We start from the raw sequence: 21,269 nt of genomic DNA, 5'->3' as shown, positions 1-21,269 counted from the left end.
CTGACTTCCATGGATGGAAGCTTGTTATATCTTAACCTTAATACTTTTTTCAAAATGGGTTTTTGAGGGGTGCGGGGAACTTTGTTCCCCCTGGATTCAATAATTAAGTGCAACTTTTAAGTAGTGGTCAAAAGAGGTCAGGTGCGTTAGCATCGTAGCTCTTTAACCACCACGTCAAAGGAGCACCGAATGAAGAACTATACACACCTGACCCGTGAACAAAGGTACCAGATTTATGTGCTGAGGAAAACCGGACATTCTCAGACGGACATAGCTGATTTGCTTAAAGTACATAAATCTACCATCAGCCGAGAGTTACGCAGAAACACAGGAGGTCGTGGTTATCGCCCAAAGCAAGCTCATCGCAAAGCTATTGAACGAAGAATGGACAAGGTCCCAAGACGGATTGCACAAACTGAATGGTATTTTGTTGAACGTCTTCTGCTTGAAGACTGGAGCCCTGAGCAGGTGAGCAATTGGCTAAATCAAAATTATGGAATAAACGTAAGTCATGAGCGTATCTACCAGCACATTCTTGAAGATAAAAGTCATGGTGGAACACTTTATACTCACCTGCGTTGCCGAAGAAAACGCAGGAAGCGATATGGTGTTTATGAACGCAGAGGAGAGATACATGGCAAGTTAAGCATTGAGCAGCGTCCAAGTATTGTAGAAGAGAAAGCGAGATTCGGAGACTGGGAAGTGGATACAGTTATAGGAAAAGGGAACAAGCAGGCGATTGTTTCTCTTATTGAGCGGAAGTCTTATCTGACACTTATACGCAAGGTAGAAAGAAAGACTGCTGTACTGGTGACAAAAGCGGTTATAGAAATGTTGAAACCGATATCACACCTAGTCCATACAATCACTTCCGATAACGGGAAAGAGTTTGCAGGACATGCCGAAATATCTGAGATACTAGGGGCTGAATTCTACTTTGCTCATCCATATGCTTCGTGGGAACGCGGAATAAACGAAAATACAAACGGACTCATTAGGCAGTATGTACCAAAGAGTAGGATGCTTGAAAGTGTTGATGATATAGAGATTCAGAATATTATGCAGAAACTAAACAACAGACCAAGAAAAGCAACTGGATATAAAACTCCTAACCAGATACTATTCTCTATAGACCCCGTTGCACTTGCTAGTTGAATTCAGGCCCTAAAAAGTTCCCTGCGTATATTTAGGAAATTCATCATCTTGATTTTATCTATGGAATTTTCCATCCATGGAAATTCCATTGTTGTTCGGGCAGGGAAACCCTGCCCTCTCGCACTTCCGGCTACGTGAATTGAGCAAAGCACAATTCAGCTTCGCCTTCAGAACCAACATCCATGTTGGCTTTATCCGCATCAACCTTAAACGTATGATTAGCAACTGGCTTTCATGGATGAAAGCGCGCTTGCGTAAGTGAGAAGGAAGCTTCTTTCTTCGAATGGCAGAATAATTTCCATGGATGGAAAATTATTCAAAATAGATTTTGAAATTATAAAAAAAGAAGCAGGCCGTTAAGGCCTGCTACTCTATAAATGGAACCTACAGGGGATTAGATTATGCGGGCTTCTGCCCGCTGGAAGCTCTCTTGTTATATTACTAAGATAGACCAGATTATCTTTAGTTCAATTGTTTTTCTATTTTTTTTCGGAATTTTATTATCCTTCGCCATAAAGCACTTATACAACCGAGGTATATAGAACGTTTATAACATACTCATACTATAGGATATGTTTTTTGAACATTTTCTAAGGTTGTAGCGAACCCTGGTGAAAAATACCTAGGGATTGAGGGCGTTCATCTTATCCACAGCATTGTAAATTGCTTCAGGGACGATTATTTCAGCAGGATTAACAGGTCCGACAATCTTCCTTTTATTAACAACAGGCTTTGCAAGGTCAACGATGAAAGGTGTTTTGTCATTCCCTCTGCCGTCCTTGAATACGATAACATTCGGCTCGGTGGGCTTTCGTGTGTTCACCCTTCCCACCATTGCCAGCTCATTCGTATTTAGCAGCACTAGGGTTCCCACCGGGTATATGCCGATGTTGGTAACGAAGAACTCGAAAACCTTTTTGTTTATATGTGAGTCCGCCCATTTGAACATCAGCTTCAATGCCTGTGCGGGCTCCATCCCTTTGTGGTATACCCTGTCGCTGGTTATTGCATCGTATATATCCACAACCGCACCAATCTTCCCATGCATGCTGATCTCGCCGTCCTTTAGTTTTCTGGGATAACCGGAGCCGTCGAAGCGTTCGTGGTGTTCATGGGCAAGGGCAAGCATCCGCTCGTCCACACCATTCTTTTTGAGGTATTCGTATCCGTACTCCACGTGCTTCTTCATTGTGACAAATTCCTCATCGGTGAGCTTTCCGGGCTTGTTCAGTATATCAGGGGGAACCATCATTTTGCCAACATCGTGCATGAGTCCACCGGAGGATAAAGCCCTTAGCTCTTCCTCATCAAGTCCCATATGCCTGCCCAGCGATGTGGCGAAAACACTTACGTTCATGCTGTGCTGAAAGGTATATTCATCGAACTGCTTAAGCTTGGATACGCTGGAAAGAACACCTTGGCTTTTGAGCGTTATATCAACAATTTTGTCGGCAACGTTGTTTAAAGCACCTTTGTCAAAGAGCTTTCCTGCACGGATATCGGACATGACATGCTTAACAATACGAACGGATTCCTTATAAAGACCGACGGCACTGTCGAAGTTGTCAAGGTCCACATAGTTGTCCTTGACGATCTCCTCCTGCACCTCAAGAATAGCTTCCTCATCCCCGGCAAGTATGGCCTGGGCGGCCTGCTCTTCTGCTGTACGCTTTTCAATATAGACATGCTCAACACCTTCTCTTATGAGCCTGTCGATAACACCCTGCTCTTTAATTATGAACTTATGTTTAAGAATTGATGTTTGAAGCCAGTTGCGGTCAAGCTTAAGAACCTTATCACCAAGTTTAAGATCTTTGGTTTTAACCTTTAACATGACGCACCCTGAAATAATCGTCTTAGTATTGTGTGTAGCCTTATATATCAGATGTTCAGAAAAAGGTGAAGTATTAAAAGAACTCTACTGAGGAATGATCGCTGGAATCAGCTATTATATCGATTATTTCCGCAGACTGCCGCCCCTCTTCAAACTCCGCTGAATTCATTGAGGCACTGCTTAATGCTGTTTTGTATTCATCAAAGTTTCTTTCAATGGTTTTATCAAGGTCATCAAAAAGTAAGTTTACACTGGAGATAGCCTCTTGCAAGTGCTCCATAAAATCGCTTCCTGAGAAGCGGCTGCGAAAGTATGAAAGTTCGTCATCAAGCTTATCAGCCTTCACTGCCAGGTCGTCAATTTCCCCTTCTCTATGCAGATTCCTCAGTTTCTTAATGTCACCCTCAGCAGAGGTGAGAACATCGCCAAAATCCTCCTTAAGCTCCTCCCAGACCTTAAGACTGCTAGCTAACTTTGATACCAGCTGGCTCAGAACCTGCTCTGTGTCATTCATGGAAACAACAACACTCTGCAGGCTTTCATCGCCAATGCGTGAGACCTCCACAGAGGTTATCACAACAAGGTTTCTGAATGATTTGCCAAACTTTTTGAGATGGTGGATACCCTGGTTAGCGTCACGTATCTGTGAATCGGTGCTATCAATCATCTCCACAAGATCTTCTACAATGGTCTCAATGCTTTCGGAGTATTCCCTTGCCTTATCGAACTCCATACGAACGATATTCGCCCGGCTGACAATATTCTGGATATCCGTATTTATATGATAAAGAAACTCGGAAGTTACACTTTTTATCTCTTCAAAGGTGTTAAGGGTTCTTTCACGAACCTGGGAAATACGTTGACATGCAATCTCGAAAACGCCGTAACGTTTTCCAAGAGAGAAGTTATCATCCTCCTCCGCCTCTGCAAAGGCTCTCTCAATCGCCTCGATCTCCTGTACGATAATATCGTGGAACTGGCTGAACTCTATAAGTCTTGAGATATCCGAGCTTACCTCAAGCGATTCACCATCATCGTCCTCGTCAACTGTCAGTGTATCAACCTTTACACTGTTCTCTGCAAAGGTTTCGGATATTTTCTTGAAGTCTTCATAAATTGACCCAAATGTCTCGGAGATATCACCAAGAAGATCCTTTGCGCTGTTGGAGTTTTTCTTGATCTCCTTGCTTATATGGGCGATGGTTGCGCCCTTGTTACCAAGGGACATGGTGCGGCAGATAGTGTTGTATGAAAGTAGCTCCAAGTCGTCTGTTATGCGGAGGAAGGTGTTGGTTGACTCAACGATTTCATCCTTCATCGCTTCCACATCAAGGTTGTCCACCTTTTTATCAAGAGCGCTTGAGATGTTTCCTGTTATCTCAGCAGTGTTGTTCATGAACCTGTGGGCGGAGTCCTCAAGGTATGAGTTTATCTCAAGCATACTGGCAAAGTTCTCACTGCGCAGATCGACAAGTTTGTTGATAATATCCACAATCTCGACGAAGTAATCGGTAAGCTTCTCTTTCAGGTTCTGCAGTTCGATCATCTGCTGTATTTTTCCACCGCTTCGCTAAGCATCTTCTCAGTTATGGGCTTCAGTATAACCCCTGAGAAATCATTCCTCTTCAGCTGGGCCTCTTCGGATACATCAGCTGTAAAAGCGACGCACCTTGTTTTCGTCCATCCCAGCGTTTCCTTAACATACTTAAGCACATCAATACCGGTTTCGTCCACACCGAGCCTGTAATCTATGAAAAAGATATCCGGCTCGGAGCCGCTATATGCCTTCAATTCACCCAAACTTGAGAATAAATGAACATCATGCTTCATCTTCTCAAGGATGAACCTGCACATCTTGAGGTGCAGGCTGTTGTCATCAATAATAAATATTTTCATTCCATCTCCGTCAGATAAGTCTATTCGTATTTAATACAAGCACTGCCTGACCGTCACCCAGGATAGTTATTCCTCCGACATATGAGAGATGTGAGAAGTATTCGGGAACTGGTTTAATAGCTATGTCGATACGGTTGACGAGCTCATCTACAACGATACCCACCTTACCCTTTTCGGTGTTCGTTATAACAATGCTCACCTCTTCTTTAAGCTCATCCGGATCATTGTCCAAGAGCTCACTCATGGTATAAACGGGGAGAACCATACCACGATAATGTATGGCCATACCGTAATGCAGGTCCTTAACCCTTTCACGCTCAAGCTTTATAGTCTCCGCTACGTTTTCGATTGGTATGGCGTAGGTCTCATCGCGCAGCTCAACAAGGAGAGCAGTGGAAACGCCTATGGTAACAGGTATTTTGAGGATAATCCTTGTCCCGTCACCGAGGTTTGACTGTATATCCACCATTCCGCCAAGATCAAGAACACTCGTTTTAACAACGTCCATCCCAACCCCGCGACCGGATACATCGGTTACCTTTTCCGCCGTGGAGAAACCGGGCTCAAGGATGAGCTGCTTTATCTCTTTATCATCGAGCTGGTCACTCTCGCTGACAAGCCCTCTGCTGATAGCCTTTTCGAGAACCTTCGCAGTATTGATCCCCTTACCATCATCGATAACCTCGATATAGACAAAGCTCCCTTCCTGATAGGCCTTGAGTATAACCGTACCCATAGGGGTCTTGCCTGCACTCTTACGCTCTTCCACATTCTCAACGCCGTGGTCGCAGGAGTTGCGAACAAGGTGCACAAGGGGATCGCTTAGGAGATCGGCAACCTTTTTGTCAATCTCCGTGTCCTCGCCGATTATCTTAAGGTCTATCTGCTTATCCTGCTTCCTTGATATATCCCTCACGATTCTGGGGAACTTATGGAATATCTGCTTAATGGGAACCATGCGGAGCGAGAGAATATCCCTCTGCAGATCCTGTGCTATGCGGGAAATAAGATTAGCTGTATCCTTAAGATCCTTAACAAGGTTTGTGGGCAGACCATACTCCTTGGCAAGGTTGTGAATAAGGTACTCATTAGCGTTCTTTGCAACAACCAGTTCGCCGATAGTGTTTGTGAACTTGTCGATCTTCTCCTGGTCCACCTTCATCAGCTGTGGAACAGATTCAACGCCCTGGGTCTGGGGCTGAGCCTTTTCGGGTATCTTGTCCTTTACAGTATCGGATACCGCCTTCATAACCTCCTGTCTTTTCAGGGCATTATCAAGGTCTTCCTTTTCGAGACGCCCCTCTTCCACAAGGATGTCACCGATCTTCTTCTGCTTGCTCAGGGCGTATTTTATGTCATCCTCGGAAATCTTTCCACTCTCCACAAGAAGCTCTCCCAGCTTCTTTGGGGGTGACTTCAGCGTTTCGATACTTTCGTGGATATCGTTGAGAATGTCCCCATGGGAATCACCGTTCTTGATGGCCGTTTCAAGCCTTGTGGCGGTTTCGTTTATCTCGGTGAAACCTACAAAGCGAGAGGCATTCTTAAGACCCGCCGCACCACGTAGAAGTTGCTTCTTGTCCACGGTGTCGCCGGAGGCGGCCATGTTCATAATCTCCATAAACTGATCCACCTGGGTAAGGAAGATCTTAACCTCATCGTTGAGAACGGTTACAGAATCCTTCATCTCATCGATGTTGGTATTGAGCTCCTGGAGCATCTTATAGGTCTTTGGCACAGGAGCCTGACCCTCACTTTCCAGCTTTTTGAGGAACTCGTTTATGTCGGTTATGACAGTGAGTATAAGATCCGCCGCCTTCTTATCAAAAAGAACCTTGCCGCTTCTTATATCATCCAGAATACTCTCAAGGAGATGGGAATACTTCTCCATGAAGGTCAGGCCCACATAGCCGCAATCCCCCTTGATTGTATGGAAAACACGGAAAAGATCATCGATTCCGGAACCGATCTCACCGTCACCCTTTTCCAGACGGAGTATCAGGGACTCTATAGATTCGAAGTAGTCCTCAACGCCCGAACGCAGCTCGGAAAGCATCGCCGTATCCACCCCTTCGAGGGTTATGACCTCTTCGTCCTGATCAACGGCATAGGGCTCATCCTCTAGATGCTTCTCTTCCATTGCCGGCTCCGGAGGTGTTTTCTCCACGGGCATATCCGCCGGAGGAGCGCTAAGGGATACCTCATACACATCCACAGCTTCGGGATCAAAGGCAAAGTCCGCCAAGTCTTCAGCAGAAAGTTCAGAGATGAGATAAATCTCAGGTTCAAGATATATCTCAAAGGGGTTAACCTCATCTATTTTAGGCACTCTGGAAATGTCACAGGAGGAAAGATAAACGCTTGAACTGTTCTTTATGTTCTGCAGGAAAGGGAGGGGGTCGTATCCGTTTTCGAGCATCTCGGAAGTGAACTTTAATTCAACACGGTAAACCTTACCTTCTCCGTTGAATTTTGAGCGCAGTTCCTCTCTCTTTTCATCGTTAGGTATATAGCGTTCAGATGACTGCTCTGCCTCGGTGGGAGTGTCTGTTGATGAAGGCTCCTCCGGAACGGCCTCACCTTTCATAACAGCAAGCTCCTTAATCAGCGTTTCCGTATCAACGCCATGCTCCTTCCCCTCCTTTGAGGCATCCACCATCTCAAAAAGGCCGTCTACAGCTTTGAGGATGGTGTCCACAAGCTCGGAGGTGAGCTGCAGTTCACCGTTTCTGAGCGAATCGAGCAGTGTTTCAAGATGATGGCTGAACTCGGAGATATGGTCAAATCCAAAACCCGCAGCGCTTCCTTTAATGGTATGGATGGAGCGGAACATCGAGTTGACCAGCTCAGGATCACTATCCGATTCCGCTTTCAGTATATCTTCATTAACCTGTTCCAGAAGCTCCGTTGCCTCATCCAGAAATGAGCGCCGGAACTTCTCCATATCAAGTTCAACCATAACCTTCTCCGTATCTATGTAATGCCGAGCAGCATCTTGATGTTTATTATAAGCTCATCCGGTTTAACCGGTTTTGTTATATAGAGGTTTGCGCCGGAGGTGTAACCAAGCTTCCTGTTCTCCGCCTCCTCCTGGGTTGTTATTATGATAACAGGTGTCTCCTTGCCTGTTTTACGAAACTCCTTGATAAACGTAACACCGTCCATGCGGGGCATATTGAGATCGCAAAGGAGTAGAGAATAGCTGTTCTGTGTGGTTTTCTCCAAAGCATCCATACCATCAATAGCCTGATCCGCATCGAATCCGGCGGACTTCAATATATTGGCATGGAAGTGTCTTACCATATCCGAATCATCAATTATAAGTACCTTAAAAGCCATTTCTTACCCCTTATAATACACAACATTGCGGCCGAACTTCTTAATGCTGAACGCAGTGGTTATTCTGCCTACAGATTCACTGTGACCGAGGAAGATGTAGCCCCCCTTGTTAAGGGCGATGTAGTAATGGTCCACAACCTGCTTCCTCGAGATTTCATCGAAATAAATTAACACGTTGCGACAGAAGATGAAGTTGAACCCTCTCTTCTTACGCATTGTAAGCCTGTCCATCAGGTTCATATGCTCAAACTTCACCATTTGGCGAACTTCTTTCTTAGGCATATGAAAACCGTTCACATAATCGAAGTACTTCGCATAATACTCATCGGGGACATCCTTTACGCTGCGGTCATCGTATCTCGCCTCTCTCCCCTTATCGAGGGCAGTCTGGTCTATATCTGTGGCGACAACCTCGATATTCCAGTCATCAGGGCTGTCGAGCATTTCCCTTGTTATTATGGCGAGGGTGTAGGGCTCTTCACCAGAGGAACAGCCTGCAGACCAGATCCTTATTGTTCTGTCCCCTTCTGCGGCCTTCTTATCGGCAATCTCCTGCAGGCAGAACTCGGCAAATACCTCAAGTGTGCTGAACTCGCGGAAGAAGTAGGTCTCATTCACGGTAAGGAGATTCATAAGCTCCTGGAACTCCTCACCTTCCTTGTCCTTGAATTTAAGGTACCGCAGGTAATCACGAGCAGATTCAAGCTTGAGAACGTTTATGCGCTTTTCTATCCGTTTATTGATGAAATAGCGCTTCTTGTCCTCAAACTTTATGCCCGACTTTTTATAAATAAAAGCTGTAAGGTCTTTATAATCCTCTAAGGTTACAAGAAACATCCGCTACTCCGCCAGATATTCTTTTAGATTGATAAGCTCATCCTTAAGGTCACCTTCGGCCACCTTGAGCCTTCGATCTATTATCTTAAGGGCCTTTTCAAGGTTCGAACCGGAAAGTTCATCCAGAGAACTGAGCATAAGGTTCATGTCATCCTCGTAGGCAAGCTCCTCAAGTATCTTTTCCTTGCCGTCCGCTCCTAATACACTGATAATTCTCATGAAGGTTATCCGTTCGTCGGTGGAGAGGTTCTGGTTTCTGGCACTCTCTATTATAAAGCTGACACTCTCCTCGGGAAGCTCAGAGACGTTCTCCCTCGAGATTATCTTCAGAATGGAGTTCGCGATCTCTGTAAAGAAGAGAGTGTTTTTATTGTTAAGAAATGACAGCAGAAAATCAAGATGCTTCTCAGCACCCTTCTCCGCCACAAGGCGGAATACGGAGGGCTTATAGAACCCGTCCACACTTCTTCCGCCGAGTATATCGATTACCCTGTCCACGGTTTCTGCACCACCGAGGAAAACGAAGGTTTCGATACAGGATATCCTAAGCATAGGCTCATTTGTAGAGGCAAACAGTTCTACAATATCCCTGAGGGATTCCTTGTCCTCGATTTTGCCCAGATACTCCACAGCCGTTATCTGCACGTTAGGCGCTTTATCGTTCAATGCAGCACGCAATGCTGGTATGGAATACTTGGAGCTGGTGGCTACCAGGCAATCGAGGATAAGCTTGCGCACCTCTTTATCCGAGTGGTCCATAATAGAGGTGAGAAAGGGTACTGCAGACTCTCCTTTGGAGCCGAATATCTCTATGGCGCAGTTTCTTATGAATGCATCGGAGCTTTCGAAATACTCTGCAACCTTTGCATAGTGATCCGATATGTCCATGAGCTTAAGCCCTTCAACAATAAGCTCACGAACCATACGGCTGTCCTCACGCAGGTTCATGTCGATTATATCTGGAACAAGCTGCTCTGCCTTAAAGGATATAACATCCTCCACAGCGTAGAGCCGCTCTGTTTCATCCTCATGGTAAAGGGATTTGCGTATGCTTTCAATATCCACTAAACACCTCTTCAGGGTACTATCTTTTTAACAACGTTAAGAAGATCCGCCGGCTTAAAGGGTTTTACAATCCAGGCCTTCGCACCCGCCTGTCTCCCCTCCTCCTTCTTAGAGGACTGGGATTCGGTGGTGAGCATGATTATGGGTGTAAACTTATGTCTGGGATTCTTCTTAACCTCTTTTATCAGGGTGATCCCGTCCATATTGGGCATGTTAAGATCCGAGACTATAAGATTAAAACGACCTTGCCCGAGCTTGTTGAGGGCATCCACGCCGTCCTTGGCATCCACAACATCATATCCGGCGGACTTAAGTGTTGCGGCCACGAGCTGGCGCATGGTGATTGCATCGTCTACTACAAGTATTCTCTTCAAGCTGTACCTCCAAGCTCTATCCCATAAAGTTTAAGCTTATTCTTAACTTCATCAGCCGGTTCTTTCACAGTGTAGTTCGCTCCGGCATCCTTTGCAGAATTAACCACAGAACAGAGGATATTCACAAAGGATGTATCAAAGGTCTGTACCTTTGAGAGGTCTATCTCTGCGCTTCTTTCACTGAAATCTGCATCCTCCAGCTTATCAAGCATATCTATGGCCATAAAGTTTTCGGATTCCTCCGGGAAAACTATTTTCACCTTCGTTTTAAGTACCTTAACATCCATATTCTACCATCCGTACCTTATTCTCTTGGTTATCTCATCGGCTATCTTATAGCTGGGGAGGACAATATCTGCTCCCCCCCTGTCTATGGCTTCCTTTGGCATACCGAAAACAACACAGGTCTCATCGGACTCGGCGATGGTATAGCCTCCAGAGCGTTTAATCTTAACCATGGAATCAGCACCGTCGTCACCCATTCCAGTCATGATAATGCCGATGGTTCTACCATTGAAACAGCTGAGAACCGATTCCAGCATGATATCAACGCTGGGCATGAAATTGTGCTCCGGTCTTTTATTAAGCCTAACGGTCATGCACCCGTTGTGCTTTTTATAGAGGGTCATATGACTCCCCCCTTTACCGAGATAGCATACCCCCGGACGTACAATCTCACCCGCCTCGCACTCCTTAACTTCGATCGTGCAGTATTCATTCAGCCTTTTGGCGAAGGTGGATGTAAATGTAGGCGGCATATGCTGAACCAGAAAAAATGACGCCTTCGAATCCGGGTTGAGGTTCGGCAAAACATCAAAGATGGTTTTCGGGCCGCCCGTTGAAATGCCTATGCCAACGCCGTAGAACTCCTCCCCGCATACCATCTTTTCCGTTTCTATCCTGTCCGTAGCCTCTTTAACCTTCTGCGGCTTTTGGACACTCCTCTTTATCTTGTTATAGCCGGTTCTGCCGGCAGCTTTCAGTTTTCTGATCAGGTCCTTGCGAACCTCTTCGATATTCACGGAGATGGTGCCGCCTGGCTTTGAAACAAAGTCAAAGGCGCCAAGTTCCATGGCTTCAAAGGTCGTCTCCGCACCTTCCTGGGTCAAGGAGCTGAGCATGATTACAGGGCAGATCTCCTCCTCAACTATGACGGAAAGCGCCGCAAGGCCGTCCATGCGGGGCATGTTAATATCCATAGTGATGACATCGGGACGGATGTCTCTCGCCTTTATAACGGCGTCCTCACCATCCCTCGCTGTGCCGACAACCTCCATTCCGGTCTCGGCATCGATCATCTCCCTGATCTTTTTGCGCATAAGCGCAGAATCATCCGCAATCAGTACTCTAAGGCTCATAATATATTATCCGTTATCAATCGTCCTTGAGGTTCTCCAGCTTCTTCTTCTCCGCTTTGGAGAAGAGGTCATCAACAGAGAGAAGCATTATCATGCGCTCTGTATCCTTAGCCTTATAGTTCACAACACCATCAAGGAACTGGTTGTCCACTGTGGAGGAAAGAACCGCAGGAACGTTATCAATGCTCGATTCGCTCACACGCAGAACCTCGTCCACATAGTCCACAACAAAACCGACCTTTACGGAATCAAGATTCACGATGATAACCCTTGTGAACTCGTCCCTTTCCTTCGGCTCAAGATCGAACCTCTTTCTCAAATCTATCAGTGGAATAACATCTCCTCTGAGATTGATAATACCCTCCACAAACGGAGGGGTCTTGGGAACACGGGTTACATTGGTGAAGCGGTTAATCTCCTGCACCTTTTCGATGTAAATACCGTACTCCTCCTCTTCTATGTTAAAGGTTACTATCTGTTTTTCATCACTAATTATTTCTTCATCCATCTCCTGCACCTCCAGTTTTTCCTCACCCTTCTCGGCAAGCTGCCTGAGGGCGGCCAGCTCCTGGTCTGCTAGGATATTTCCGGTATCGAGGATCAGCACAAGCCTGTCGCCGCTCTCCCCTTTGATAACAGAGCTTATCTCGGACTCTTTCCCATCGGTGAAGACACGGGGAGGTGGCTCTATCTGACTCTCAGGAACACTTATAACCTCGCTTACCTTATCCGCCATAAAGGCTATCTTGGTATCCTCAATGTCAACAATGACAACCCTGGTGTCTTCGTTAACATCCGGCAGGCTTCGTCCGAACTTACTGTGGAGTGATATAAGAGGGTTTACCGAATCCCTGAGCGAGAATATCCCTATGACGTAATCCGCAACGCCGGGCACAGTAACGTAATCGGGCACACGAATAATCTCATTTATCATGTGTATCTCAACTGCGTATTCCTGGATTCCGATCTGGAAACTTATGAAGCGTCTCTCATCATCACCATCGTTCTCTTCCTCAAAAACACCCCCTCTTCCGGCGCTCTGGCCGCCGCTCTCCTTGAGGTTTTTGCGAAGCTCGTTAATATTTATGACCTCATCGGTGTTGAGAACCTGAATAAGCCTGCTCTCACCGCCGTTGGTCATCTTGAGGAGTCCGGAAATAAAGCGTTCGTCTATGCCGGCATCGAGCATCTCGGGGAAGTTCTCTGTATTCTGTTTCTCAACGCCTCGAACCTCGCTCACCGATTCCACGACAAAACCCGTCATCGTGCCCGATTTTTCAAGCACAATAACCCTAGCCTCATCGGTAACATTGCAGGGCTTTCCATAACCGAGGCGCAGGGAGAGGTCAATAATCGGAAGAACACTCCCCCGCTGGTTGCTGATGCCAAGGATAAAGTCAGGGGTTTTGGGAACCCTTGTAACCCTTGGCATCCTGATGATTCGACGAACTTCATCTATGGGGATGCCAAAGGATTCGGAACCCACTGAAAACGACACGTATTTGGTTTCTTCGCTCTCTGTTAGCTTCTCAATGCTTTCTGCCATGAGCCGACCTCCTTAGGATAGCCTTCCGGCTCAGTAGTTCTGCATTTCGTCTGCGAGTGAGGCAACCTCTTCGGATGCGGCGGAGATCTCGTTAAGTCCCCTTACCTGCTCGTCGGCAGCGATCTTGGCTTCATCGGTAAGCTTCTTGAGCTTATCGGCAACCTCAAGTCCCTCATCGCACGCCTCGTTCACCTTGCGGACTTTAACGATTCCCTCGTCGAAGTATTTCTCGGACTCCTCCCTCAGCTCACCAGCCCGTCCACGGATCTTGACCATGGAAATAAGGTTGGTAACAGCAAGCTCGGACTTCTCGATCTGCACCCTGATTAGGGCGGTTATCTCGCTGAGCTCATCCTGGAATCCGTTGATCTGCTCATACATTTCCTCGAGGATGTCTTTCATCCTGTCCGCATTATCCCCCGATTCATTAGCGAGGGAGCGGATATCAGAGGCAACAACGGAGAAGCCCCTGCCAAACTCGCCTGAACGGGCCGCTTCTATGCTGCCGTTAACGGCGAGCATGTTTGTCTGTATGGCTACATTATTGATGGTATCTACGATCTTTCTTATGCTTGCAAAGGACTTGCTGAGAGCCTTCACCTCATTGCTTATGTCCTTGAGGTTATCTATGGTGCGTACAAATCCCTTAACCACAAGCTCTATACCCTGATGGAAGTGTTTGAAGTTCTTTTTAAATCCCTTCACACCCTCCATAACCTTTTCTTTGTAGACATCCCTTGCTTCCTGATACTTGCCCTCTTCCATGAGGCGGACTATCTCTGCCGCACCTACATGCACATGGTTGTGGGGTTCACGTATGGCGTTATAGGCCTCTTCCTCTTCATGATCGTGGGGCTTGTATGTTTCGTACCAGGAACCGAAGGAGCATTTTGTGGGGTCTAGAACGCCCTCAAACTTGGTCTGGTTGTTGATGGCCTCTTCAAGCTGGTTGATGAAAACGATATGATCAAGGGCCTTGATCTCCTCAAGACCTTCATCGATCTTGTCACCCTCTTCACGGATGATCTCCCAGCTCCCTTTACCCTCTTCGAGCATCTGCTTCATAGTGGCGAACTCTTTTTTGATGTCGCCGAGTTCATGGAACATCTCATCGGTTCCGGTATCTATCTGGTCTATCGCTTTCAGGATCTCATCCGCAGATGCATTCAACTGCTCAACTGTTGCAGAGAGCTCCTCTGCGGCGGCGGCAACCTCTTCGGAGGATTTCGCCATATCCGTAGAGGTTTTAAGGTCATCAGCCATCTCTGCAATCTCCTGGGCGGCGGAGGTAAGCTCGTTGAAAGCCTTTGACTGCTCATCGGTGAACTTGCTCACTTCCTCGGAGGCTGTGGCGTTCTGCTCTGTGGCAGAGGCGAGGCGGTTCACTATATCAAGGGACTTCTTCGCCTCTTCACTGATCTTGTTGGAGTCCTTCTTGATCGTATTAACTTCACGCACCATAACCTTTGTGGCGTCGTTGATTATGTTGCACTGGTTGCTTATGAAATCCGCTTTAAACAGGTTTGTTTGGGATAGCTTCGTGAAACCGTCCACCTTGCTCACAACGGTTTTTACCTGCTCAAGGGATGAATCAATGACGTCTTTAATATTCTTAGCGGCACCGTCGGAAACCTCGGCCAGCGTTCTTACCTCATCCGCCACAACGGCGAATCCCTTGCCGTGTTCACCAGCTCTGGCCGCTTCGATGGCGGCGTTGAGAGCAAGGAGGTTCGTCTGGTCGGCGATCTTCTTAACAACCTGAACGATCTGCTCGATGGAGCCTGCCTTCTCTTTAAGCTGTTCTACAATCTCAGTGGATTCAACAACCTTGTTGGTTGTGTTGTCCACACTCTCACGAAGCTCTCTGACAGCGGTAACGGTGAAGGTAACGTTCTGTCCCATCTGGGAGATCGCCTCTTCGTAATCTGCAGAGGTATCAAGAACTTTACTGCTCACATCCTCTAGAACTATAGTGTCGTTCTTGATGTTTTCCGAGCTTGAGCTGACCTGACCGGAGGCAACGGTTACCTGCCCCATGGCGTTGCTGAGCTGGTCCGCCGCAGAGCTTGACTGCTCAATGGCAGAGGCCATCTCTTCGGACGCTGTGGCCAGCCTCTCCGCATTAGCCTGCTGCTTCGCCAGAGTTCTGCTCTTCGCCTTTTCGGCGGCACTCTTTCTGGCCTCCTCACGCTTCTTTTGGAGGTCTTCCCCCTCTTTCCTAACGATACCTGTCTTTCCCTCCAGGCTGGAAGGGCGTGCCAGTTTCTTCATTAATTTCCTCCGAAGGATTAAAAAATTCCGATCTTATTTAAGCTTTCATTTTTGATTGTCATGCGGAGAGTAAAATCCCCTTTGCTTCCGCTGTTCAGATGCGCTGCGTTCACGCTGATTATCCCGCTATTGTCTATACTGAATGTAACCTCAATGGTGGGTTCCTCTGACTCTTCAGAGGCTTTTGTCTCTATCTCAAACTCACCAAGGCTTACGAACTGCTCCGGATTTTCAGACACAGAATCGCTTGTATTTAAAGAGGATCTCGCCATATCCTGCAGTATGTGAACCTTGACACGCTCGGTGTCCTCAGAGGCTGTGGTAAACTCCATACTGAACTCAACGGGGTAGATCTCATTCCTATTAAGTATAGCTTGAAAATTGCCGTTGTCATCCTCGATTCCGAGATTATGTGCAGTAACATCGTTAAATGTCTTATCTTTGAGAACACCTTTTAGCATTGCCGCATTAACAGCAGCACCGCATGCAACAGCCTCTTCGGGGTTCATATCCTTCTTAACCGTTCCGTTAAACATATCCCAGATAAGCCCTCGAACGCTATGTATCCTGGAGGCTCCACCTACGGGGAGGACACGGTCGATGTCTTTTATTTCCATTTCTCCGTTTTCGAGGAGTTTTTCAATAATTGTGCGAATCTTGGCCGTAATCGGAGCGGTAACCCTGCTGAACGTGTCTCTATCTATACTGTCCTTAAAATGGAGCGGACCCTCTTTGGATATGGTTATGTAGGGAACAACTACGTTAACCTCGTTCAGCGATGAAAGCTCAACCTTCGCCTTCTCCGCCTGGAAAAGTAGCTGTTGATAGGCTATGGGATCGGATTTCAGGTCAATGCCGTGCTTACTTCGGAAGTTTTCGATAAAGTAGTCCGCAACGGCTATGTCAAAGTCAACGCCGCCTATCTCTGTGGAGCCTCCGGTCAAAATAACACTGCAGGAATCCACGTCCATTTCGATAATGCTTATATCAAGGGTTCCGCCACCAAGATCGAATACAAGGCATGTTTCACCCGTGTTTTTGCCAATATTATTATAGTATAAGGCCGCCGATGTTGGCTCGTTCAGAAGGCGCAGTACATTAAAACCCGCATATTCCGCCGCAGAACGGACCGCCTCACGCTGGTAGTGATCAAAATAAGCTGGAACGGTTATAACAGCCGAGGCATCCTCCTCGCCGGAGTAGTCCTGATATGTCATCATCAGCTTTTTGAATATTAACCCTGCAAGCTCTTCGGGTTTGTAGGTATTCCCAAACTGCTCAAACTCCTTATCCGTACCCAGATAGCGTTTTATGTTTGCTATTGTCTGCTCCGACTCCAAAAGCTGCATGCTCTTGGCGTTGTCGCCTATGACAACCTCGTTTTCCTTCTTGAAGTACACGACGGAAGGAAGGAAACGCTTGCCGCTGTCGGAGCTTATGATATCTATGACACCCTGCTCCTTGTAAACAGCGATCATAGAATTGCTCGTACCGAAATCGATTCCGATACAGTGGCTCATGTCTTCACCCCCGCAGACTCGTTGATTTTACCCATTACATAATCGGCTAAAATACTGAAGTCCATAGCCCCGCGGCTCTTGGGCGCGTATAAATTTATGGGGAGCCTCGCTTCTGGAGCTTCTGCGACCTTGATGTCATGACGTATACGGGGGGATATCATATCCTCGCCGAAATTCTCATTCAATTCGCTTACAACCCTTCTCGCATGGTTGCTCCGCAGGTCGTACTGGTTTGGGATTATGCCCATTATCCTGAGATCAGGATTATGGGCCATGTTTATCCTGTATATGTTCTGGGCGAGCTGTGCAAGCCCTTCTATGGCAAGGAAGTTGAGAAGTACCGGTATAAGCACATGTCTGGATGCCACAAGGGCGTTCAGCGTGAGCACGGCAACTGTGGGCGGAGTGTCTATAAGTATAATATCATACTTATCCTTCACATCTATCAATGCTTTAGCCAGCTTTCCCTCAACCTGCCTGCCGTCTATAATCTGTTTAAGATCCTTGTGTGAGAAATGGGTGGAGGCGGGGATTATGTCGTAGAGTCCGTGCTCAGTTGTGGTGACAGCTTCCGACGAGCTGTAGTCACCGTGGATTACACTGTAGATGTTTTTATATGTATCGTAGGTGTTTACGCCCGACCAATAGGAGAGATGAGCCTGGGGATCCAAGTCGACAAGAAGCACCCTGTTCCCTTTGCTTCCGAGAACAGCTCCCACATTCAAGACGGTGGAGGTTTTACCGCTACCCCCCTTTTTGTTTGCGAAGGTTATTATATCTGCCATCTTGAATGTGATAATAGCATGAAGTTTAACCGGTTTGCAAGGCTAAGAGGAGGCATAAGCTATTGGAAAAACAGGAGGGTTCCCGTTTTTTAAACAGAGCTGAACGATAGGTAATACACACTTGCTGAACAAATAATCAATATCATTAAATAATTTTAAGGATGTGGCTCATGCTGCTAAGGTAACTTCTGTTCATTATTAAGTTATTGAAACTTATTGCCACAGGCTCAGTTTAAAAAAACAAGAAGTATTCCATGGAATCCCATGAAAATATTAATTTTTCTTGACATAGGGTGGGGTATCAGTTATGAAATTCGTTCACGCCCCCGTAGCTCAGGAGGATAGAGTAGTGGATTCCTAATCCAAAGGTCGCACGTTCGAATCGTGCCGGGGGCGTTAATAAATAAGCTAGCAAGGCGAGTCACTTGGCTCGCCTTTTTTTATTTGAAAAAAGCCATTGCTTACGAAAAATCGTCAAATTGTGCCAGTTTTTGTGCCAGTGCACCGCCCAGACTAGGAGGGAACCCCCTCCTGAGAGCTATTACTATTATATTTCCCTATCTATTGGATATTCTAATACAGATTAATAGGTTCATATTAATTACAATACATTATTGGCAACTACCAATAACTTTTTTATTGTCCTTAACTGTTGTAATCAGTCATGATGATTGCAACCTAATACTAATCCTTTGGAGTAGTTCATGAAAGATCTTATACCCACCACCACTTCTCCTGAGTTTCAGCACAATTATTAGAACCCACCCCAAGCTTCCAGCAAAGAGTGATACGAATGTTTCTTGCTGCCTCCCAGATATTACAGAAGAAACTGCGTACCACCGCTTAAGGGTCTGAGCCAATTTCACAAATATTTGTTCCACTTTTCCACGCAACCCTCCCCCCGGACTGTTACCATTACGAATGAGAGGGCTCTATGATTAATAAGCAAAATATCAGGATCTTCTACATATTTCTATCTCTTGGGCTGAGGAGCTTCGGGGGACCTGTTGCACATATGGGTTACTTCCATAAGGAATTCGTGCAAGCCCGTAAATGGCTGGATGAAAAAGAGTTTGCCGACATAACAGCGATGTGTCAGTTCCTCCCCGGTCCTGCAAGCAGCCAGACAGGGTTTTCCATAGGCCTTAGAAAAGGTGGTATGCCGGGGGCGTTTGCCGCATGGCTTGGCTTTACACTCCCCTCCGTTGTTGTTATGGTTCTTGCCGCTTACGGCCTAAGTAGCTTCTCTTTCCTGAGAGACTCATTTATCATACCCGGCCTGCTCATGCTAACCGTTGCGGTGGTAGCCCAGGCGGTCTGGTCCATGGGGAGCAGGCTCTGCACCGACAACCCCCTGCGTATTCTCGCCGCCACCTCAGCCTTCGCCGTACTTGTAACCGGGCATCCACTTATACAGGTACTCGTTATCCTCTGCGCGGGGGGAGCGGGCTACCTAATATACAATGAACCAACCAGAATGAAGCAGAATAGCATCATACCCTACGGCAGATCCGCAACACTGCTGGGTATATTCTTCACCCTACTCGTCGCACTCCCCGCCGCAGCGGCATTATCGGGGAATGAAAGCTTAAGGTTATTCGAGATTTTCTATCGGGCAGGAGCCATTGTTTTCGGCGGAGGTCACGTGGTTCTCCCACTTCTACAGGCTGAGACAGCGGGTGGGCTGTTTCTGGGTGACGACACTTTCCTTTCCGGTTATGGCATCGCCCAGCTCGTTCCTGGCCCCCTTTTCACTTTCTCCGCCTTCGTTGGAACCACAGCGGGCGGATTTATAACCGGTCTCGTTTGCCTACTAGGAATCTTCATGTCCACCTTCCTTCTCGTGCCGGCTGTTCTGCCCATATGGGATCATCTCTCCGCAAAGAACTGGGCATCAGCCTCGCTTAAGGGGGTTAATGCCGGTGTGGTGGGTATTCTTCTGGCAGCACTGTACAACCCTGTATGGGTAAAGGGCGTACATTCTTCCTACGACTTTGCCGTCTGTATGGGAGCATTCGCAATGCTGAAATTCGCAAAAGCACCCATCTGGGCAACTGCTCTTTTCTGTATAGCTATGGCATATTTCAGGCAGGCTTAGTGTCGCTGAGACCCATCAAAACATCCCTGAATACATCCAAAAAGACTTCAAGTTCGTTTTGCTCAATAATCAGCGGCGGATCGATGCGCAGTGCCCTGCCCCTGTTCCCTACGATATAACCCTTCTCAATAAGCTCAGAATAGACCCTCTGAACCATTGCAGGATCGGCAAACTCCAGAACGTGCATCAACCCTCTCCCCCTGTGTTCCGTGACCAGCTTTCCGTCCACAAGCCCCTCAAGCTCTTTGTAGAGGTAATCGCCGCAAACCGTGGCATGGGTAACAAGATCGCTGTTCTCGATGAAACGGATGACGGAAAAAACAACGGAAGCACCGAGCGGGTCATTCTGATGTGACTGGGAATAATGGAACCCTTTATCGAGAAGCTTCTCCGCATCCTCCCCTTTCAGCAGCGCCGCACTAACCGGATATCCGTTTCCTATACCTTTACCGACAGCTATGAAATCCGGCTCCATACGATAATGCTGAAAACCAAACCATTTACCCGTCCTTCCAACGCCCGTGGTCACCTCGTTTACGATTACCTTACCTCCAAGGGCCCGCACCTTGTCAGCGAGGTTCTCAATCATCTTCTCCGGCGGGAAGTTAACTAAACCGGAGGAACTCCCCGGTTCGAAGATGAATTCAGAGATATCCTCAGGCACCTCAGCGAACAAATGGCAGGTTTCATCACACGTCTGTTGAACAGGGCAGTTTTTACATCTCTCCCAGTCAAGGAGAAACCAACCACCACTCTCTTCTGATAAAGATGAATATGACCCGAGATAGGAATCGTGGAGAGTCATGGAGAGTCCCCTGCCTGTAAGGGTTCTAGACATCTGCCTCGTAACTTCCACACCTTCACTGCCAGAACAGAGAAAAACACACTTGCCATCCTCCATTCCTGCCACACGCAAAAGCTCTTTTGCCGCATACTCCATAATCTCACTGGAATAGCAGAACCCGGCATGAATTAATTTGTCGATCTGCTCCTTTACAGCATCGTTAACATAGGGGTTGCCGTGCCCTATGGATGTGCACCAAACACCGGACTCTAGATCTAGATACTTACGCTCCTGGTCATCTGTAATGTAAAGTCCCTCAGCCTTAACGGCATTCTTAATCTTAAGCTCATGACCAGTACAGAAAAATACATGTTCCATAACACCCCCCTGTGAGCTAATGTTACTAA

At 46.9% G+C, this 21,269-nt stretch carries 17 protein-coding genes, 1 tRNA gene and 1 pseudogene; 3 read left to right on the top strand and 16 right to left on the bottom strand.

Going from position 1 to position 21,269, the window contains the following annotated elements; all coding sequences use genetic code 11:
- The first annotated feature begins 189 nt into the window (after nucleotides 1-189).
- Nucleotides 190-1,155 (top strand): IS30 family transposase, encoded by a 966-nt coding sequence (locus tag K300_RS0100425; protein WP_022849682.1) that lies wholly within the window; start codon nucleotides 190-192, stop codon nucleotides 1,153-1,155.
- 622 nt (nucleotides 1,156-1,777) lie between these two features.
- Here K300_RS0100425 and K300_RS0100420 read toward each other — a convergent pair.
- From K300_RS0100420 to K300_RS14030, 15 genes and pseudogenes are all read right to left on the bottom strand, one after another.
- Entirely contained in the window at nucleotides 1,778-2,989 is a 1,212-nt protein-coding gene (locus K300_RS0100420; RefSeq protein WP_022849681.1) for an HD-GYP domain-containing protein, read from the bottom strand.
- Between the two features lie 73 nt (nucleotides 2,990-3,062).
- The gene (locus K300_RS0100415; protein ID WP_022849680.1) at nucleotides 3,063-4,535 is read right to left on the bottom strand and encodes a hypothetical protein; all 1,473 of its coding nucleotides are present in this window, start codon (nucleotides 4,533-4,535) and stop codon (nucleotides 3,063-3,065) included.
- The gene (locus K300_RS0100410; RefSeq protein ID WP_022849679.1) at nucleotides 4,532-4,885 is read right to left on the bottom strand and encodes a response regulator; all 354 of its coding nucleotides are present in this window, start codon (nucleotides 4,883-4,885) and stop codon (nucleotides 4,532-4,534) included. The genes K300_RS0100415 and K300_RS0100410 overlap by 4 nt, the downstream gene beginning before the upstream one ends.
- A 10-nt stretch (nucleotides 4,886-4,895) precedes the next feature.
- Nucleotides 4,896-7,844 carry a chemotaxis protein CheA gene (locus tag K300_RS0100405; RefSeq protein ID WP_022849678.1) on the bottom strand — a complete coding sequence of 983 codons (2,949 nt, stop codon included), beginning with the start codon at nucleotides 7,842-7,844 and terminating at the stop codon, nucleotides 4,896-4,898.
- A 14-nt stretch (nucleotides 7,845-7,858) separates the two neighbouring features.
- Complete coding sequence (locus tag K300_RS0100400) at nucleotides 7,859-8,224, bottom strand: response regulator transcription factor (protein WP_022849677.1); 366 nt, start codon at nucleotides 8,222-8,224, stop codon at nucleotides 7,859-7,861.
- A gap of 3 nt (nucleotides 8,225-8,227) precedes the next feature.
- Nucleotides 8,228-9,061 (bottom strand): CheR family methyltransferase, encoded by an 834-nt coding sequence (locus K300_RS0100395; protein ID WP_022849676.1) that lies wholly within the window; start codon nucleotides 9,059-9,061, stop codon nucleotides 8,228-8,230.
- A 3-nt stretch (nucleotides 9,062-9,064) separates the two neighbouring features.
- Nucleotides 9,065-10,126 (bottom strand): HEAT repeat domain-containing protein, encoded by a 1,062-nt coding sequence (locus K300_RS0100390; protein WP_022849675.1) that lies wholly within the window; start codon nucleotides 10,124-10,126, stop codon nucleotides 9,065-9,067.
- 11 nt (nucleotides 10,127-10,137) lie between these two features.
- Nucleotides 10,138-10,500 (bottom strand): response regulator, encoded by a 363-nt coding sequence (locus K300_RS0100385; RefSeq protein WP_022849674.1) that lies wholly within the window; start codon nucleotides 10,498-10,500, stop codon nucleotides 10,138-10,140.
- Nucleotides 10,497-10,787, bottom strand: a complete 291-nt coding sequence (locus K300_RS0100380; RefSeq protein WP_022849673.1) for an STAS domain-containing protein — start codon at nucleotides 10,785-10,787, stop codon at nucleotides 10,497-10,499. The genes K300_RS0100385 and K300_RS0100380 overlap by 4 nt, the downstream gene beginning before the upstream one ends.
- Nucleotides 10,788-10,790: 3 nt before the next feature.
- Entirely contained in the window at nucleotides 10,791-11,858 is a 1,068-nt protein-coding gene (locus K300_RS0100375) for a protein-glutamate methylesterase/protein-glutamine glutaminase (protein ID WP_022849672.1), read from the bottom strand.
- A gap of 16 nt (nucleotides 11,859-11,874) precedes the next feature.
- The gene (locus K300_RS0100370) at nucleotides 11,875-13,404 is read right to left on the bottom strand and encodes a chemotaxis protein CheW (protein ID WP_022849671.1); all 1,530 of its coding nucleotides are present in this window, start codon (nucleotides 13,402-13,404) and stop codon (nucleotides 11,875-11,877) included.
- A 30-nt stretch (nucleotides 13,405-13,434) separates the two neighbouring features.
- Nucleotides 13,435-14,460 (bottom strand): methyl-accepting chemotaxis protein, encoded by a 1,026-nt coding sequence (locus K300_RS17150; RefSeq protein WP_430681894.1) that lies wholly within the window; start codon nucleotides 14,458-14,460, stop codon nucleotides 13,435-13,437.
- Between the two features lie 378 nt (nucleotides 14,461-14,838).
- A pseudogene (locus K300_RS17145) lies at nucleotides 14,839-15,306 on the bottom strand (methyl-accepting chemotaxis protein); the annotation flags it as partial.
- A 386-nt stretch (nucleotides 15,307-15,692) separates the two neighbouring features.
- Nucleotides 15,693-17,195, bottom strand: a complete 1,503-nt coding sequence (locus K300_RS14035; protein WP_022849669.1) for an Hsp70 family protein — start codon at nucleotides 17,193-17,195, stop codon at nucleotides 15,693-15,695.
- The gene (locus K300_RS14030) at nucleotides 17,192-17,980 is read right to left on the bottom strand and encodes a ParA family protein (RefSeq protein ID WP_022849668.1); all 789 of its coding nucleotides are present in this window, start codon (nucleotides 17,978-17,980) and stop codon (nucleotides 17,192-17,194) included. Before K300_RS14030 ends, K300_RS14035 begins: the two co-directional genes overlap by 4 nt.
- A gap of 322 nt (nucleotides 17,981-18,302) precedes the next feature.
- On the opposite strand from K300_RS14030, the gene K300_RS0100350 reads away from it, so the two are divergent.
- Nucleotides 18,303-18,376, top strand: a tRNA-Arg gene (locus K300_RS0100350).
- A 538-nt stretch (nucleotides 18,377-18,914) separates the two neighbouring features.
- Entirely contained in the window at nucleotides 18,915-20,078 is a 1,164-nt protein-coding gene (gene chrA / locus K300_RS0100340) for a chromate efflux transporter (RefSeq protein WP_022849666.1), read from the top strand.
- Here the strand turns inward: chrA and K300_RS0100335 are convergent.
- Entirely contained in the window at nucleotides 20,065-21,240 is a 1,176-nt protein-coding gene (locus K300_RS0100335; RefSeq protein WP_022849665.1) for an aminotransferase class III-fold pyridoxal phosphate-dependent enzyme, read from the bottom strand. The two genes, chrA and K300_RS0100335, sit on opposite strands and share 14 nt — an antisense overlap.
- Nucleotides 21,241-21,269 lie beyond the last annotated feature (29 nt).

Source organism: Limisalsivibrio acetivorans, assembly GCF_000421105.1.
Lineage (GTDB): Bacteria > Chrysiogenota > Deferribacteres > Deferribacterales > Geovibrionaceae > Limisalsivibrio > Limisalsivibrio acetivorans.
Note: the sequence above shows the minus strand (reverse complement) of the source record. Positions and strands in the feature narration are given on the sequence as shown.